We start from the raw sequence: 15,960 nt of genomic DNA on the forward strand, positions 1-15,960 counted from the left end.
GCGTAGCGGGTTGCCCCCCGCGCTGTCTCATTCCGGGGAAGCGTGCAAGGATGGGCGAGGCACCTGGGTTCGTCGGAAGGAGTGGGTTGTGGACGTGTTCGATGAGGATGCGGAGCCGTTCGACTTGAAGAACGACGTCGAGGAAACAGACGACGCTGATCTGGACGATTTCGACGACGACGGTGACGACCTCGAGGACGCCACCGAGGACGACGTCGACCTTGTGGTCGCGCTCTACCGTGAAGACGGTAAGGCCACTGCGGTGCCCATGGATTACGACCTCGCCAACGACTTCGACGAGCTCATCCGTCAGCTGAGCCGCCTCCCAGGCGACTCCGGCGCCGACGGCTGGGTCTCCGTGGCCGGCGAGTTCTTCGTGCTGTGCCGCGTGCGCGGCCGCACCGTCGAGGTGCTGCTGTCCGACGCGACGGCCGCCAACGACTGGCCCCTGGCCCGCGACGTGGTGGACTACCTCGGCGAGGACGTGCCGGACGAGGACGACGACTCCTTCCCGCTGGGCGACCTCGAGATCTACGCAGCCAGCGGTCTGCGCGGCTTCGAGATGGAGGCCATCGCCACGGATTACGACGAGGATTCCGACGTCCTCCTCGGTGTCATCGCGAAGAAGCTGAAGATCGGCGCGGAGTTCGAGCGCGCCGTCGAGTCCTTCGACGACTGACCGACGCCGTGGGCACGCGCTGGCATGACGCGATGCGTCGCGCGCTGGCCGAGGCGTCGGCCGCCGAAGCGCACGGCGACGTGCCGATCGGCTCCGTCGTCCTGAACCCGGCGGGCGAGGTCATCGCCGCCGCCGGGAACGAACGGGAACTCACTGGGGACCCCACCGCGCATGCGGAGGTCGTCGCCATCCGCCGCGCAGCGCAGGCCGTGGGGGAGTGGCGGCTCACGGACTGCACGCTGGTGGTCACCCTGGAACCCTGCACCATGTGCGCCGGGGCCATCGTCGCCTCCCGGATCGGGCACCTCGTGTTCGGCGCGTTCGACGAGAAGGCCGGCGCCGTCTCGTCGCTCTGGGACGTGGTGCGCGACCCCCGGCTCAACCACCGCCCGACGGTGACCTCACGGGTGCTGGAAACCGAATGCGCCGCCCTTCTTGAGCGGTTCTTCGCCGCCAAGCGCTAGGGGAACCCGCCTGTGCGGTCATGACAGCTGAGCGCCTGAACCAGGTCAGTCGAGGATGGAGATGCCGCCGCGCAGATCCGGCTGCGCCTTGCGGAACACGACGGCCACCACGAGCGCCAGCACGCCGGCCCCCGCGGCGATGAACAGCGCACCGGGCGCCCCCACCGCGTCGATCGCCACACCGGCGACGGCGGCGCACACAGAGGTGCCCAGCAACTGGCCGGTGCCGATCCAGCCGTAGGCCTCCGCGGTGTCGGCGAACGGCACGCTGCCGGCGATGACCGAGGACACCGCCGCCAGCGCCGGCGCGATGCCCACGCCCGCGATGAACAAGGCGGCGGTCAGGCCCCAGAAGCCGGTCAGGATCGCGGCCAACACCAGGCCGACCACCATGATCATCGTGCGCAGGGCCAGTGACCAGCGCGAGATGGGCCGGTTGCCCGCCGCCAGCCCGCCGATGAGCGAACCGAACGACGTGATGCCCAGCACGATGCCGGCGAGGATCGAGCCTTCGTCGAAGCTGGCCACTACACCCACCTCGACGGCGGCGAAGGCACCCAGGAACAGCGCCGAGGTGACCATCATCAGGATCACCGACGGGTTCTGGAGCACGCGGCCCAGCTTGCGGTCCGTCAGCGGGATCTTCATGGTGCGCACGGCCGGCGCCAGCATGAAGGCGAGGCCGCCGACGATCTGTACGGCCACCACGATGAGCAGCGCCACGGTGGTGTCGAACGCGGCCACCAGCATGGTGATGGACACCGGGCCGATGACCCAGATGACCTCCTGCAGCGCGGCGTCGAAGCTGAAGAGCGTCGTGAGGAGGGGGCGCGGGGTCACCCGCGGGTACAGGGTGCGGACCGCCGGGATCACGGGCGGGACGGTGCCGCCGCCCAGGGCGCCCAGCACGATGAGCCAGAACAGGGGGAGGGTGGGGAACAGTGCGAGCGCGGAGAAGGCGGTGACCGACAGGAGGGTGCACACCAGCAGCACCCGGAAGGTGCCGAACCGGCTCAGCAGCCGCGACACCGGCGGCCCGGCCACGGCCATGGCCGCGGAGAACGACGCGAGCACCAGGCCCGCGGCGGTGTAGGTGCCCTGGGCCCGCTCCACGTGCATGAGGATCCCCAGCGTGTACATCCCGGCCGGGAACCGGGCGGCCAGCTGGGCCGCCAGGATGAGCGGGAGTCCCGGGACACGGAGGAGAGCCGAGATTTCACGCACCGGCCTACTGTACGCGCCGGGCGCGGGTGGCTGGCAAACCACGATTGGTGATCGCCGGTGGGAATCACTACACTGGTCTGCGGTGATGTGTCTGAGCGGCCGAAAGAGCTCGCCTCGAAAGCGAGAGTAGGGCAACCTACCGGGGGTTCAAATCCCTCCATCACCGCCGACGAACCCCCGGAAGAGATTCCGGGGGTTCAGTGTTTTGTGTGGGCCCGGAGCCGAGGCTACGGGCGTGCGTGCGACGGGCTCAGCTCTCCGTCGTCGGCGAGGGGGACGGGGACGCAGACTCGTCCGTGGCCACCGGCGGCCTGCAGATCGAACCGCCGGCGGACGACACCTGGTAGATGATCTGTTCCGTGGGCGCGTAGCCCTGCCAGGCGGTGCCGACCAGCACGTCGAGGGTGCCGTCGATGCGGTCGTCGTACTCGATCTTCGGGTCGATGAAGTTCGACATCAGCAGCCGCATGGCGGGGTACTGGTCCTTGTTGCCGCGGATCACCGTCTCCTTGATGGTCTCCTCGGTGTCGTCGACGCTCACCACGTTGTACCCGCCGTCGGTCAGTTGCGTGCCGATCCGACGCGCCAACCCGGAGGTGAAGCCGCCGTTGTACACGTGCACGAACACCATGGTGGGGTTGACGAACTCCGTGGCTTCAGTGACGCACGGCGTGGGCGGTGTCGTCGGCAGCGGCGCGGTGAGTTCGCGCCAGCCCCACAGGAAACCCCACCCGAGAAAGCCCAGTAGACCCAGCAGAATCACCGGGGTGGCTATCAGGCGGAAGATGCGCACTTGTTTACATTCGCTTTCGTCGAGGAGTTTCCCTGGTGGGAGATTACTTCAACTCGAGGACCCTGGCGTGCATTGTCTGCCGTTGCTGGAGCGCGGCGCGCAGCGCCCGGTGCAACCCGTCCTCCAGGTAGAGCTCGCCGCGGTAGGACACGACGTGCGCGAAGAGGTCGCCGTAGAAGGTTGAATCCTCCTCGAGCAGCGCCTCCAGATCCAGCGTGCGCTTGGTGGTCACGAGTTCGTCGAGGCGCACCTGATGGGGCGCGATCGCGATCCACTGCTTCTGGGTGTACCCGTGGTCCGGGTAGGGGCGGGAATCGCCGACTCGCTTGAAGATCACGCCGCCAGCCTACCCAACCCGCCCCCCGCCCGGAGCCAGCTGTGCCCACTGGGGCCTCCGTGCGTCGTAAACACACCCGTGCGACGGGGGTCTGTGGGACGATGCGGACGTGAACGATGCAGCACCAACTGACCAGATCAGGGCCGGCTACACCTTCGAGGCGCCGGCAGCCACGCTGGGCGTCCTCGTCGACGGAGAGCCCGCCGTCGACGTGCCCATCCGCATCCCCCTGTCGATGTTCAACAGGCACGGCCTGGTGGCGGGGGCCACCGGCACGGGCAAGACCAAGACCCTGCAGGTGATGGCCGAGGCGCTGTCGACGGCCGGCGTGCCCGTGTTCGCCGCGGACATCAAGGGCGACCTCAGCGGCATGGCGTCGCCGGGCGAGTCAAACGAGAAGATCCTCGCCCGCACGCAGAAGCAGGGCCAGCCCTGGCAGCCGACGGCGTTCCCCGCCGAGTTCTACGCCTTGGGCGGGCAGGGCATCGGAGTGCCGGTGCGGGCGGCCGTGTCGTCGTTCGGCCCCATCCTCCTGTCGAAGGTCCTGGGCCTCAACCAGGTGCAGGAATCCTCGCTGGGGCTGGTGTTCCACTACGCCGACAAGAACGGCCTGCTGCTGCTCGACCTCAAGGACCTCGTCGGCCTGCTCAAGTGGCTCACCTCGGATGAGGGCAAGCCGGAGCTGAAGGGCATCGGCGGGGTGTCGACGGCCACCGCCGGCGTGATCCTCCGCTCGCTGGTGACGCTCTCGGACCAGGGCGGCGACGTCTTCTTCGGCGAGCCCGAGTTCGAGCCCTCGGAGCTGCTGCGGGTGGCGCCGGACGGCCGCGGCGTGGTGTCGCTGCTGGAACTGCCGCAACTCGCCACTCAGCCCGCGCTGTTCTCCACGTTCCTGATGTGGCTGCTGGCAGACCTGTTCACGTCGCTGCCCGAGGTGGGCGACCTCGACAAGCCCAAGCTGGTGTTCTTCTTCGACGAGGCGCACCTGCTGTTCAACGACGCCTCGAAGGCGTTCCTCCAGGCCATCACGCAGACGGTCCGGCTGATCCGCTCCAAGGGCATCGGCGTGTTCTTCGTCACGCAGACCCCCAAGGACGTGCCCGACGACGTGCTGGCGCAGCTCGGTTCGCGCGTCCAGCACCAGCTCAGGGCCCACACGCCCAACGATGCGAAGGCGCTCAAGGCCACCGTCGACACGTACCCGCACTCCCACTACGACCTCGAGCAGGTGCTGCAGCAACTGGGCATCGGCGAGGCCGTCGTGACCGTGATGAGCGAGAAGGGCGCGCCCACCCCGGTGGCCTGGACGCGGATCTGGGCGCCGGCCTCCTCGATGTCGCCGACGCCCGAGGCCCAGTTGCGGGCCTCGGTGGAGGCGTCGCCCCTGTTCGCGCGGTACGGCCAGGCGGTGGACAGGGAATCGGCCTACGAGATCCTGACCCGCCGGCTCGAGGAGGGCTCGGCGCAGGCCGAGGCCGAACGGCTCGAAGCAGAGCGGGCGGAGGCCGAGGCCGCCGCCCAGAAGGAGCAGGAGCGCACCCAGCAGGAGTGGGAGAAGCAGCAGCGCGAGAACGAGCGCGAGCTGGCCCGGCTGGAGCGCGAACGCAAGCAGGCGGAGGCCGAGCGGCGCCGCTACGAGCGGGAGAACCCGTCGCTGATCGAGCAGGTCACGAAGTCGCCGGTGTTCAAGGACGTCATGCGCACGGCCGGCCGCGAGATCGTGCGCAGCATCTTCGGCACCGGCCGCAGGGGGCGGTAGCGCTCAGTCGACGGTGTAGGTGGGGATCTCCGGATCCTCGCGCACGGCGTCCGACAACGCCTGCAGCTCCTCGGCCAGCGCCTGCGCGCCCAGGTCGCCGCTGAGGAACTGCCCCCAGAGGCGGTTGTAGTCCTCGGACAGGCCATAGTGGGACACGAAGCGCCACGAGTACACGTCCTCCCCGGCATCTGCCAGGAGGCGGGTCTGCGCGGCCAACGCCGTCGACTCCAGGTCTGCCGGCACCGTGGTGCGCACGACCGTGGGCACCAGGTTGTTCCGTGCGAACGACTCCGCGGCCTCCCTCGACAGCAGCGTCCGCAGGAGCTCCTGTCCGCCGGCCGGGTTCGCTGAGTTCTTCGGCACGATGAACTGCTCGATCGATTGCGCGTGCGCGGCTGACCAGGGCAGCGTCGGCGCGGCCGTGAGCGCGGGCACCGGGGCCACCGTCATCTCGAAGCCCTGCGAAGTGCGGCCGTCCATCTCCCTGGCGATCCAGGACCCCGACGGGTAGAACAGGGCCTTCTGGTACTGCGACCACTCGGCCTGGGCGTCCACGTACGCCCCGCCGTAGCGCACGAAGCCCGCGGCCACGCACTCCGCCAGCGACTGCAGCACGCCTGTGACTGCGGGGTGGTACCAGCCCTCGGGCTCCAGGTTGTCGAGCGCGCGGCGCACGTCGTGGCCGCCCTCCTTGATGGCCGACGAGATGGCCAGCTCGGCGTAGTAGCCGGCGGCGTCGTCGCCCCACACGAACAGGTCCTGACCCAACTCGCGGGCCCGCTCGCCGAGCTCCAACAGCTCGTCCCAGGCGGTGGGCACTGCCCAGCCCTGGGCCGCGAAGTGGCTGGCGGAGTGCCAGAGTCCGTAGACGCTCAGCGCGTAATCCAGCGCCACGTGGCGGCCGTTGAACGTGCCGGCCTGCACCACGCCGCCATACAGCGTCTCCTCGATGGGGACGCCCTCCAGGTTGACGGACGACATCAGGTCGTCGAGCGGCAGGAGTTCGTCGACGAGGTCCGCGACGGCGAGCTGGTGGCTGCCGGAGTTGTCGACGAGGTCCGGCGGGGTGGCGCCGTCGGCGAACAGGGGCGCCACGTCTGCGGTGATGTCGCTACTCGCGGACACCTGGACCCGCAGGCCCTCATAGGTCTTCCGCATGGCGGTGGCGGCGTCGCGCACGTAGCCGACGCCGAAGGCGCCGTCGAAGATGACGGCCTTGACGCTGCTGGGCACCGTGAGCCCGAAGGGATGGGTGGCCGTAGGGCTGGGCTCCGGCGTGGAGGTGGGGCTCCCCGTCTGGCTCTCGCCCGGGGGCGCCGGCGGCTGGGTGTTGACGCACGCCGTGAGCGGCACGACGGCCGCAGCAGCCAGGAAGTGTCGTCGCCCCAGAATGGTCATGCAGGAACTCTAGCCCCGCGCCCGCCGGGAGCACCCTTCGGCCTGCCCGGCGCCCGGCGCCGGGACAGGGGGGAGGGCAAGGTCAGCGACCGGTGCCCGCGTAGACCGTGGCCTCGGCCGAGCCGTCGAGCCCGAAGGCGCTGTGGGCGGCGCGGACGGCGTCGTCGACATCATCGGCGCCGACGATCACCGAGATGCGGATCTCCGAGGTGGAGATCATCTGCAGGTTCACGTCTGCCTTGGCCAGAGCGTCGAAGAACGTGGCGGAGACCCCCGGGTGCGAGCGCATGCCCACGCCCACCACGGAGACCTTGCCGATCTGGTCGTCGTAGAGCACCTCCTCGAAGCCCACCTCGTCCTTGATGGCGTCGAGCGCGGCGATGGCCTTGGCGCCCAGGTCCATGGGGAGGGTGAACGAGATGTCCGTGGCGGCGTCCGACAGGCGCGAGATGTTCTGCACGATCATGTCGATGTTGATGTCGGCCTGGGCGATCGCGCGGAAGATGCTGGCCGCTTCGCCCACCCGGTCCGGCACGTTGACGATGGTGATCTTGGCTTCGGTGCGGTCGTGGGCGACACCGGTGATGATGGCTTCTTCCATGGCTCCGTCTTTCGTGATCTGATCCTGGCTCTTGACCCAGGTGCCGGGCTTGTCGGTGAACGAGGAACGCACGTGCACGGGCACGCCCTCGCGGCGCGCGTACTCGACGCAGCGCAGGTGCAGGATCTTGGCGCCGCTGGCGGCCATCTCCATCATGTCCTCGTAGCCGATCTCGCTGATCTGGCGGGCGGACTTCACGATGCGCGGATCCGCCGTGTAGACGCCGTCCACATCCGAGTAGATCTCGCAGTAGTCGGCGCCCAGCGCGGAGGCGAGCGCGACGGCGGTGGTGTCCGACGCGCCGCGGCCGAGCGTCGTCACGTCCTTGGTGGTCTGGGCGACCCCCTGGAAGCCGGCGACGATCACGACGCTGCCCTCTTCGAGCGACTTCACGACGCGGCCCGGGGTGATGTCGATGATGCGCGCGTTTCCGTGGGTGGGGGTGGTGAGGATGCCGGCCTGTGATCCGGTGTAGGACACCGCCTCCACGCCGAGGTCCGCCAGCGCCATCGCCAACAGCGCGGCGGACTGGCGCTCGCCGGTGGTCAGCAGCATGTCGAGCTCGCGCGACTTGGGGCTGGGGGACACCTGCAGCGCCAGGTCCATCAACTCGTCGGTGGTGTCACCCATGGCGGAGATGACGATGATGACGTCGTGCCCCTCGCCGCGGGTGCGTGCGATGCGGCGGGCGACGCGCTTGATGGACTCCGCGTCCTGAACCGAACTGCCGCCGAACTTCTGAACGATGCGACCCATGTGTAAGAACCTCCTGAGGACCGCGTATCAGGATAGTTCGCCCGGGGCCTGGATGCGAGGGCCGTCCGCCGCGCACCGGTCGCGCGTTGCTGCCGTCGCTCAGAGCTGGCACTCACCACCCACACGTGCAGCGCTCAGTCCGCGGGAGTTGAGCGCGTCAGGTCTGGGCTGTTGGGTGCTTGCGCTGGGCGGGGCAGCCAGCGCGAGGGGGTGGGCAGCGGGTCGCCGTTGCTCGGCGACGTGCGCGCCAGCGCTGGGGGCAGTCCCGGCGCGTGGGAGCAGGCTGAGCATTGAACGAGCAGGCGGTCGTTCATTGCTGGGTTTATCCCTGTGGACGGCGCCAAATCCAGCATTGAACGAGGAGGTCGTGGTTCATTGCTGGGTTTAGCCCTGTTGACGGCGTCGGATCCAGCAGTTGGCCGAAGGTCGCCAACTCACCCCGCGCGCTGGGCACCCGTCGCGCGTTGCTGCCGTCGCTCAGAGCAGGCACTCACCACCCAGACTTCCAGCGCTGAACCCGTGAGGCCCAGACTTCCAGCGCTGAACCCGTGAGGCCCAGACTTCAGCGCTGAACCACGCGGCCCGGCCATCCCGGCGCTCAACCCGCTGATGCTTCGGCTTGTCCCACCCACAGACGACGGCGTGGAAAACAGGCGGTAATGTCGGGCGCGTGACCGCGCTCCCGATCCTCACCGCAGAAGAACAGCGCGTGCTGGGGTGCCTCCTCGAGAAGGAGATCACCGTCCCGGCCAGCTATCCGCTGACGCTCAACGCCCTGCGCACCGCCTGCAACCAGTCCAGCAGCCGCGAGCCCGTCGTCGACTACGACGAGCGCACCGTCCAGGACGCCGTGCGCTCCCTGAAGGACCGGGGGCTGGCCCGCATCACGTGGCTGGACTACGGCAAGCGCACCCTGAAGTACTCGCAGAGCGCCGTGGAGCCCCTGGCGCTGCCCGACGACGAGCGCGCCCTGCTGACCGTGCTGCTGCTCCGCGGCCCCCAGGCGCCGGGTGAGCTCAAGGCCCGCACCGACAGGCTGCACCGCTTCACCGACAGGGAAGCGGTGGAAGCCGTCCTGCAGCGCATGGCGCAGCGCGAGGCCCCGCTGGTGCGCCAGCTCGAGCGCAAGACCGGACACCAGGACCATCGCTGGCTCCACCTCCTGGGCGACATCCCGCCCGACGTCGGCCCTGAGGCCGCCGTCGACCGGGAGCAGATCCTGGCCGAGGGTGTCGACTCCCGCGACGAGGCCATGGTCGTCGCCTACGAGGCGCTGGCAGACCTCGAGCCGGACCCGATGTCGCCCACGGCGTTCGAGGACTGGTTCATCGCGCACGTGGCCGAACTCTCGGGCCCGCACCAGACGGCCGACATCGGCTGCGGCCTGGGCGACACCACGCTCCTCCTGGCGGAGGCCGGTGCGCTGCCCACCGGTTTCGACCTGGCACCGCGCATGATCGAGGTGGCCCGCGAGCGCAACCTCGACGTCGAGTTCGAGGTGGGCGATTTCCGCCGCCTCCTGCGGCCGGGCAACGACGCGGGCTGGGGCGCCATCCTGGCCTGGTACTCCTTCATCCACCTCGCGCCCAGCGAACTGGCGGCCGTCCTCCGGCACCTCGCCCAGACCCTGCTGCCCGACGGCGTGCTCGCGCTGGCGGTCTACGTCGGCAACGCCGTCGAACCGGTGACGCAGTGGGACGGCGAAGAGGTGGCGGTGCCGCTGGTGCTGCACGACCCCGCCGAGATCCGCCGCGCGATGTCCGCGGCCGGCCTGGAATCCGAGTCGTACCTCGTCAGCGGCGACGCGGATCGGGACCGGCTCTATCTCATCGGCCGACGCAGAGCCTAGTCAAACACCCACCAAGCATTATCGAGAGGACTACCCTGTCTGCCATGGATACGGTTCGCTGGGGCATCGTCGGCACGGGAGCTATCGCACACGGAGTGGCTGGAGACTTCCAGTTCGTCCCCGGCGCGGCACTGACCGCCGTCGCGTCACGCACCACCGCCAAGGCCCAGGCGTTCGCCGCCAAGCACGGCATCCCCAAGGCCTTCGGCTCCTACGCCGAGATGCTCCAATCCGAGGACGTCGATGTCGTCTACATCGCCACGCCGCACCCCCAGCACCGCGACGTGGCGCTCATGGCCATCGCCAACGGCAAGGCCGTCCTCGTCGAGAAGGCCTTCACCGCCACCCTGTCCGGAGCCCGCGACATCGTCAGGGCGGCCCGCCAGCAGGGCGTGTTCGCCATGGAAGCCATGTGGACCCGCTTCCTGCCGGTGGTCGAGGCCGCCCGCGAAGTGGTGGCGTGGGGGCGCATCGGCGACGTCGTCTCCGTGCAGGGTGACCTCTACGCGTACCGCGAGTTCCAGCCCGACCACCGCCTCTTCGCCAAGGAACTGGGCGGCGGCGCCATCCTCGACCTGGGCGTCTACGTCGTCAACTTCGCCCAGGCGTTCCTCGGCGACGTCAAGTCTGTGGACTGCATGACGCGCCTGTACCCCACGGGAGTGGAACGGGCCGCCAGCATCAGCCTCGCGCACACCGGCGGTGGGCTGTCGTCGCTGGCGGTCGGCTTCGACGGGCATGGCCCGGCCCGGATGGTCATCATCGGCACCAAGGGCTGGATCGAGGTGGAGCCGCGTTTCCACCACCCGTCGATGATCACCATCCACCGCAACGGCGTGCTGCCGCGCATCATCGAGGCCATGCCCACCGGCCGCGGCTACAGCCACGAGTTCGCCGAGGTCACGGAGCGGATCAGGGAGGGCTGCACGGAGTCGTTGACGATGCCGCTCGACGACACCCTCGAGGTGATGCGGGTGCTCGAGTCATGCCTCCGGCAGGCAGGGATCTCCCACAGCGACGCCAACCTGGCGCTCATCTGAACCGCTCTTGAACTGACAAAGTCGTCAGGTGTCAGGAGGTGGGTCGCCCCACCAAGGCCACCCCGATGCCGGGGATACCGACCCGGAGCATTAACCTGACGTTGAGGTCGTAAGACATCAGATTTACGGTTTGACTGCACCTTATGCGTCACTTTGTGTACCGTCACAGGCGGTACTCATCGTCGAGCGACCCCTCCTCGTAGGTAAATCTTGTTCGCAGAAGGATCTTCCCCAGTGCGCCTGCACGCTCTTTTGTCCGCCGCTTTGGGGGCTGTGCTCATCCTCTCCGGGATGGGTCTTCAGTCTTCCCAGGCCACCACCGCGATAGACAACTCCAACATCGAATCCGTCCGCGCTGCTTATCAGCAGCAGCTCAAGCCGGCCTTGGCCGTGCAGCAGGACTGGACCGGCAACCTCGACACCTGCGCGGCGGGTGCCCCCAGCGCCGCGGCCCAGAAGGCCACGCTCGACGCCGTAAACTACTTCCGCGCCATGGGTGGCCTCGCCGCGGTGAAGTTCGACGCCGCGCTGTCCGCCAAGGCGCAACAGGCGGCCCTCATCATGAGCGCCAACAAGCGGCTCGACCATTACCCGACGGATTCCTGGCGCTGCATCAGCGCCCAGGGCAAGGAGGCCGCAGGCCGCTCGAACATCGCGCTCGGCGCGGTGCGCTCAGGCTCCGGCGCGGGCGCCATCGCCCTGTACATGTCTGAGCCGGGCGCGTCGAACACGGCCGTGGGCCACCGTCGCTGGGTGATGCGCCCGCACACGACGACCATGGGCAGCGGGTCCACCACCAACTCCAACGCCCTCTGGGTCATCAGCACCCCCAACGACAACCGCTCCAACCCGGATCCCGCCTGGATCCCGTGGCCCACGGCCGGTTACTTCCCCACGCAGATCCAGCCCAACGGGCGGTGGTCGCTGACCGGCAACTCGTCGACCAGGTTCGACAGCGCCACGGTGAGCGTGACCGGGCCGAACGGCCCGGTGCAGGTGACCAAGCAGCCGGTGGCCGGCGGGATGGGGAACCCGACGCTGGTCTTCGAGCTCGGCCTGCTGCCGAAGCCGGTGGGTTCCGCGGTGCACACCTATACCGTCACCGTCAGCGGCGTCGTGCGCAACGGCGTCACGGTGAGCCATTCCTACACCGTGAAGCTCTTCGACGCCGACGCGCCGGCCGCCGGGCAGCCCGCCCCGGCGAGCCCCAGCCCCACCGTGCCGGCGCCGAGCCAGACGATCTGGGTCACCACCGGCAACCGCACCTCGCCGACCCCGACGCCCACGCCGCCGAAGCCGACGGCGGGGGGCTTCGTCCGCAGCGCCCCCTACACGCTGCCGGGCATCCACCGCAACGTGAACGGCCGCGACTGGCAGACCAGATGCGAGCCCTATTCGCAAACCGAACGCTGCCGCACCCACATCTGGGCCACGATCGTGGTCAAGGAGGGCGGGCGGTTCGTGCAGAAGGAGGGGTGGGCGTTCAACAACCTCACCTACCTGCCGCTCATGAGCCGTGCGGAGTGGGGCACCAACCCGATCGCCATGCACAACATGAATGGTTTCGAATCCGGTGGCCGCCGGTGGAAGACGGAGTGCGACACCGCCCAGACCGGCCGCGGCGCCTGCCGCAGCTACACGTTCACCACGGTCTTCCGCGCGACGACGACCACCAGCGGTCTGGTCGTGAAGCAGTCCGGCTCGTGGGTTTTCAACAACCTGGTGCTGTTCCGCTGACCTGTCTGCACCGGGTCGCAATGACATCGGGCCGGCTCGCAGGGTGCGAGTCGGCCCGATGTCGTTGGACGCCAGTGTCAGTCAGTGCCGCTGCTGAGGCTCACGCCTCGGGCAGCACGTCGGGGTTGTTCTCCGTCCAGGCCTTGATGGCGTCGGCCTCCTGGCCCTCGTCGAACTCGTTGACGACGGTGTTCTCGAGCGAGCCGTACTGCTCGTCGTCGAGCTTCAGCTCGCCGATCCACTCGGCGATGTCCGGGTACTCCTCCCCGAAGCCCTTGCGGGCCAGGAAGTGGAGGCTCTCGGTGTCGCCCAGCGCGCCCTCCGGGTCCTCCAGGTCACGGACGCCGAACTCGGCGTTGGCCCAGAACGGACGCCACAGGGTGACGACGATCTCCTCCTGCGCCGCGATCTTCGTCTTCAGCTCGGCCAGCATCGCCGCCGTGGAGCTGGTGACCAGTTCGAAGTCCTCCAGGCCGTAGCCGGGGATGACATCCTCCTGCGACACCCGCGACAGGCCCGCGCCCGGCTCGATCCCGATGATGCGGTTGTCCAACTCGGCCGCATGGTCCTTGACGTCGGCGATCGACTTCAGCTCGGAGTACTCCGGCACGGCCCAGGTCAGCACCGCGCCGTCGTAGTAGGCGCCGAGCGACTCGATCCTGTCGCCGTACTCGTCCATGTAGGTGGAGTGCGTGACCTCGGGCCACGCGGACGGGTAGATGTCCACGTCGCCCTGGGCGAGGCCGACGTAGAGGGGGCCCGGGTCGCCGAGCTCCTCCGTCGAGACGGTGTAGCCCATGTCCTCGAGCTGCGCCTTGAGCAGGTTGCCCATGGAGCGCCCGTCGGTCCAGGACGGGATGAATCCGAGAGTGATGTTCTTACTGGGCTCTGCGGCGTCGGTCGCCTCCGGGCCGCACGCGGCGACTCCTGTCAGCAGTGCTGCGCCGAGCGCAGCGATTCCGATCTTGCGGATGGCAGTGAGCTTCACATTTTCCTTTCAGTGGGGTCACGCAGCGAGTTCTGCGGACTCCCTGGCCTTGGCCTTCTTCTCGCGGGTGGTCTTCCACTTCGCGAGCAGGGATGAGGTGTGCTGCGCGGGCGTGCCCAGCGCGGCGGTGAACCGGTCGAGGAAGATCGCGAGGAACACGATGGACAGGCCTGCCTCGGCGCCGCGGGCGATGTTCACGGTGCCGAGGGCGGCGACGACCTCCTTGCCGAGGCCGTCGGACCCGACGAGCCCGGCGATCACGGCCATCGACAGCGCCAGCATGATGACCTGGTTGATGCCGGCCATGATCGTGGGCACCGCGAGCGGTAGCTGCACGCCGCGCAGGACGTCCCACTCGGTGGCGCCGAAGGAGTGGGCGGCCTCGACGGTCTCCCTGTCCACGCCGCGGATGCCAAGCTCCGTGAGCCGCACGGCCGGCGGAAGCGCGAAGATCACGGTGGAGAACAGCCCGGGGACCGCCCCGATGCTGAAGAACGTGATGGCCGGGATGAGGTAGACCATCGCGGGCATGGTCTGCATGAGGTCGAGGACCGGCTTGACTGCGGCGCTTACCCTGTCGCTGCGCGCGGCCCAGATGCCCGTCGGGATGGCGATGACCACCGCCGTCAGGGTGGCGATCAGGACCAGCGCCAGGGTCTGCATCGCCTGGCTCCACTGCCCCATGCTCATGATCAGCAGGAACGAGACGACCACGCCGATGGCCAGCCGCCAGGAACGCACCAGCCAGGCCAGCGCGGCGAAGCCGGCGATCATCGCCAGCGGAGGCGGGGCGAGCAGCACCGCGGCCACCGCGTCGTTGGTCCAGGTGCCCGCGTCCTTGAGCAGGTTCAGCAGGAAGCGCAGGTTCAGGCTGATCCAGTCGACGAGGTCGGCCGCCCAACTGCCTACGGGGATCCGGGGTGGGAATTCGTTCATGCCGGGATTCCTTCGGGTTCGGCGGTGTCCTCGACAACGAGGTCGTCCCCGTTGACGGGCGTGGCTGCCGCCAGGAGGGTCACCCGCGGGACGACGCCGACCACGCGGCCGTCGTCCTCCGTCACAACGAGAGGCGCCAGGTGCTGGGCAGAGTGTTCGAACAGTTCGTTGACGGGAGTCTCCGCACCCACGATGGGCAGTTCATGCACCGTCGAGTAGGGCAGCGTGGTGGCGCCGTGCCGCACGGCGTTGGCGACGTCCTCGGCCCACACCATGCCGACGGGGCGGCGGTCGCGGCTCACCACCAGCAGCCAGTTGGGTTGGTGCTCGCGCAGGATCTTGTGCGCCATCCGCGGGCCCTGGTCCTCGTAGAGGACGGCGTAGGGCTTCTCCGCGATGTTGCGGGCCGTCAGCACCCGCGTCCGGTCCACATCTGCGACGAACCTGGCCACGTAGCTGCTGGCGGGATCGTTCAGGATGTCCTCGGCGGTGCCGATCTGCTCGATGCGGCCGTCGCGCATCATCGCGATCCGGTCGCCCAGCCGCATGGCCTCGTTGAGGTCGTGGGTGATGAAGAGGATGGTCTTGCCCAGCTTCTGCTGCAGCTCGACCAGCTGGTCCTGCATGTCGCGCCGGATGAGCGGGTCCAGGGCGGAGAAGGCCTCGTCCATCAGCATGATGTCGGTGCCCGCCGCGAGCGCACGGGCCAGCCCGACGCGCTGCCGCATGCCGCCGGAGAGCTCGTCGGGCCGGTAGCCGCCCCAACCGCCGAGGCCCACCAGTTCGAGCGCCTCGTTGGCCTTCGCCTCGCGGTCGTGCCGGTTCATGCCCCGGATCTGCAGGCCGTACGCGGCGTTTTCGCCCACGGTGCGGTGGGGGAGCAGCGCGAAGTGCTGGAAGACCATGGAGACGTTCTGCCGGCGCACCTGGCGCAGCTGGCCGCTGCTGAGGCCGGACAAGGGCCGGTCGTGCACCAGCATCTCGCCACCGGTCAGCGGCAGGAGGCCGTTGACCATGCGGATCAGCGTCGACTTACCGGAGCCGGAGAGCCCCATGACCACGAAGATTTCCCCGGGATCCACCTCGAAGCTGGCGTCGATCACGGCGGCCGTGAGACCCCGTTCCTGAAGCTGCTTCCGGTCCTCGCCCGACTCCAGCAGACGTATGCCGGATTCGGGTCGACGACCGAAAATCTTGTAGACGTGTGAGGCCTGAATTGCGCTCACGAAACTCCTCGGGCTGGTGGATTGGGGACTCCAACACCGTTGCCCAGAACCCGGGGTCAGTCAAAACACAACCGAATTATAACGCTGTTGCTGAGAAATCCTCAGAGAGGATGTCCGACGTCAGCGCGATTTGCCCCCGAGTCCTAAGAAGACCCTAAGAATTCTTGGCCCGC

Annotated in this window: 14 protein-coding genes and 1 tRNA gene; 7 read left to right on the forward strand and 8 right to left on the reverse strand. The window is 68.7% G+C overall.

The genetic code is table 11. The annotated features are described in order from the left end of the window. Positions 1–88 precede the first annotated feature (88 nt). Together ACX1DX_RS12485 and tadA are read left to right on the forward strand one after the other, a co-directional pair. Positions 89–679: a tRNA adenosine deaminase-associated protein gene (locus ACX1DX_RS12485; RefSeq protein ID WP_076063533.1), complete on the forward strand. Its 591-nt coding sequence runs from the start codon at positions 89–91 to the stop codon at positions 677–679. Positions 680–711: 32 nt separating this feature from the next. Further along, on the forward strand, positions 712–1,143 hold the full coding sequence (gene tadA / locus ACX1DX_RS12490) for a tRNA adenosine(34) deaminase TadA (RefSeq protein ID WP_459396854.1): 432 nt from the start codon (positions 712–714) through the stop codon (positions 1,141–1,143). 45 nt (positions 1,144–1,188) lie between these two features. Here the strand turns inward: tadA and ACX1DX_RS12495 are convergent, their stop codons facing one another. Then, entirely contained in the window at positions 1,189–2,367 is a 1,179-nt protein-coding gene (locus tag ACX1DX_RS12495) for an MFS transporter (protein ID WP_459396855.1), read from the reverse strand. 81 nt (positions 2,368–2,448) lie between these two features. Between ACX1DX_RS12495 and ACX1DX_RS12500 the strand changes: the two genes are divergently transcribed. After that, positions 2,449–2,533 (forward strand) — tRNA-Ser (locus tag ACX1DX_RS12500). An 84-nt stretch (positions 2,534–2,617) separates the two neighbouring features. Here ACX1DX_RS12500 and ACX1DX_RS12505 read toward each other — a convergent pair. Beyond that, complete coding sequence (locus tag ACX1DX_RS12505) at positions 2,618–3,160, reverse strand: LytR C-terminal domain-containing protein (RefSeq protein WP_182762767.1); 543 nt, start codon at positions 3,158–3,160, stop codon at positions 2,618–2,620. Positions 3,161–3,203: 43 nt separating this feature from the next. Continuing rightward, complete coding sequence (locus ACX1DX_RS12510; RefSeq protein WP_076063541.1) at positions 3,204–3,497, reverse strand: type II toxin-antitoxin system VapB family antitoxin; 294 nt, start codon at positions 3,495–3,497, stop codon at positions 3,204–3,206. Between the two features lie 109 nt (positions 3,498–3,606). Between ACX1DX_RS12510 and ACX1DX_RS12515 the strand changes: the two genes are divergently transcribed. Then, entirely contained in the window at positions 3,607–5,256 is a 1,650-nt protein-coding gene (locus ACX1DX_RS12515; RefSeq protein WP_459396856.1) for a helicase HerA-like domain-containing protein, read from the forward strand. A gap of 3 nt (positions 5,257–5,259) precedes the next feature. Here the strand turns inward: ACX1DX_RS12515 and ngcE are convergent, their stop codons facing one another. Then, positions 5,260–6,654 carry an N-acetylglucosamine/diacetylchitobiose ABC transporter substrate-binding protein gene (ngcE, locus tag ACX1DX_RS12520; protein WP_459396857.1) on the reverse strand — a complete coding sequence of 465 codons (1,395 nt, stop codon included), beginning with the start codon at positions 6,652–6,654 and terminating at the stop codon, positions 5,260–5,262. 82 nt (positions 6,655–6,736) lie between these two features. Then, positions 6,737–8,011 carry an aspartate kinase gene (locus ACX1DX_RS12525; protein ID WP_182762764.1) on the reverse strand — a complete coding sequence of 425 codons (1,275 nt, stop codon included), beginning with the start codon at positions 8,009–8,011 and terminating at the stop codon, positions 6,737–6,739. Between the two features lie 670 nt (positions 8,012–8,681). Between ACX1DX_RS12525 and ACX1DX_RS12530 the strand changes: the two genes are divergently transcribed. The 3 genes from ACX1DX_RS12530 to ACX1DX_RS12540 all read left to right on the forward strand — a co-directional run bounded on the left by ACX1DX_RS12530 (position 8,682) and on the right by ACX1DX_RS12540 (position 12,637). Next, positions 8,682–9,860: a DUF480 domain-containing protein gene (locus tag ACX1DX_RS12530; RefSeq protein WP_459396858.1), complete on the forward strand. Its 1,179-nt coding sequence runs from the start codon at positions 8,682–8,684 to the stop codon at positions 9,858–9,860. Between the two features lie 35 nt (positions 9,861–9,895). Continuing rightward, positions 9,896–10,900 carry a Gfo/Idh/MocA family protein gene (locus ACX1DX_RS12535; RefSeq protein ID WP_459398219.1) on the forward strand — a complete coding sequence of 335 codons (1,005 nt, stop codon included), beginning with the start codon at positions 9,896–9,898 and terminating at the stop codon, positions 10,898–10,900. A gap of 291 nt (positions 10,901–11,191) precedes the next feature. Continuing rightward, positions 11,192–12,637: a CAP domain-containing protein gene (locus ACX1DX_RS12540; RefSeq protein ID WP_459396859.1), complete on the forward strand. Its 1,446-nt coding sequence runs from the start codon at positions 11,192–11,194 to the stop codon at positions 12,635–12,637. A gap of 100 nt (positions 12,638–12,737) precedes the next feature. Here the strand turns inward: ACX1DX_RS12540 and ACX1DX_RS12545 are convergent, their stop codons facing one another. The 3 genes from ACX1DX_RS12545 to ACX1DX_RS12555 are packed head-to-tail and all read right to left on the reverse strand — an operon-like array spanning position 12,738 to position 15,787. Then, positions 12,738–13,625 (reverse strand): glycine betaine ABC transporter substrate-binding protein, encoded by an 888-nt coding sequence (locus ACX1DX_RS12545; protein ID WP_182766333.1) that lies wholly within the window; start codon positions 13,623–13,625, stop codon positions 12,738–12,740. Between the two features lie 18 nt (positions 13,626–13,643). Then, positions 13,644–14,561 (reverse strand): ABC transporter permease, encoded by a 918-nt coding sequence (locus tag ACX1DX_RS12550; protein WP_459396860.1) that lies wholly within the window; start codon positions 14,559–14,561, stop codon positions 13,644–13,646. Further along, complete coding sequence (locus ACX1DX_RS12555; RefSeq protein ID WP_182766331.1) at positions 14,558–15,787, reverse strand: quaternary amine ABC transporter ATP-binding protein; 1,230 nt, start codon at positions 15,785–15,787, stop codon at positions 14,558–14,560. Before ACX1DX_RS12555 ends, ACX1DX_RS12550 begins: the two co-directional genes overlap by 4 nt. Positions 15,788–15,960 lie beyond the last annotated feature (173 nt).

It is taken from the genome of Tessaracoccus zhenghani, from assembly GCF_054552775.1.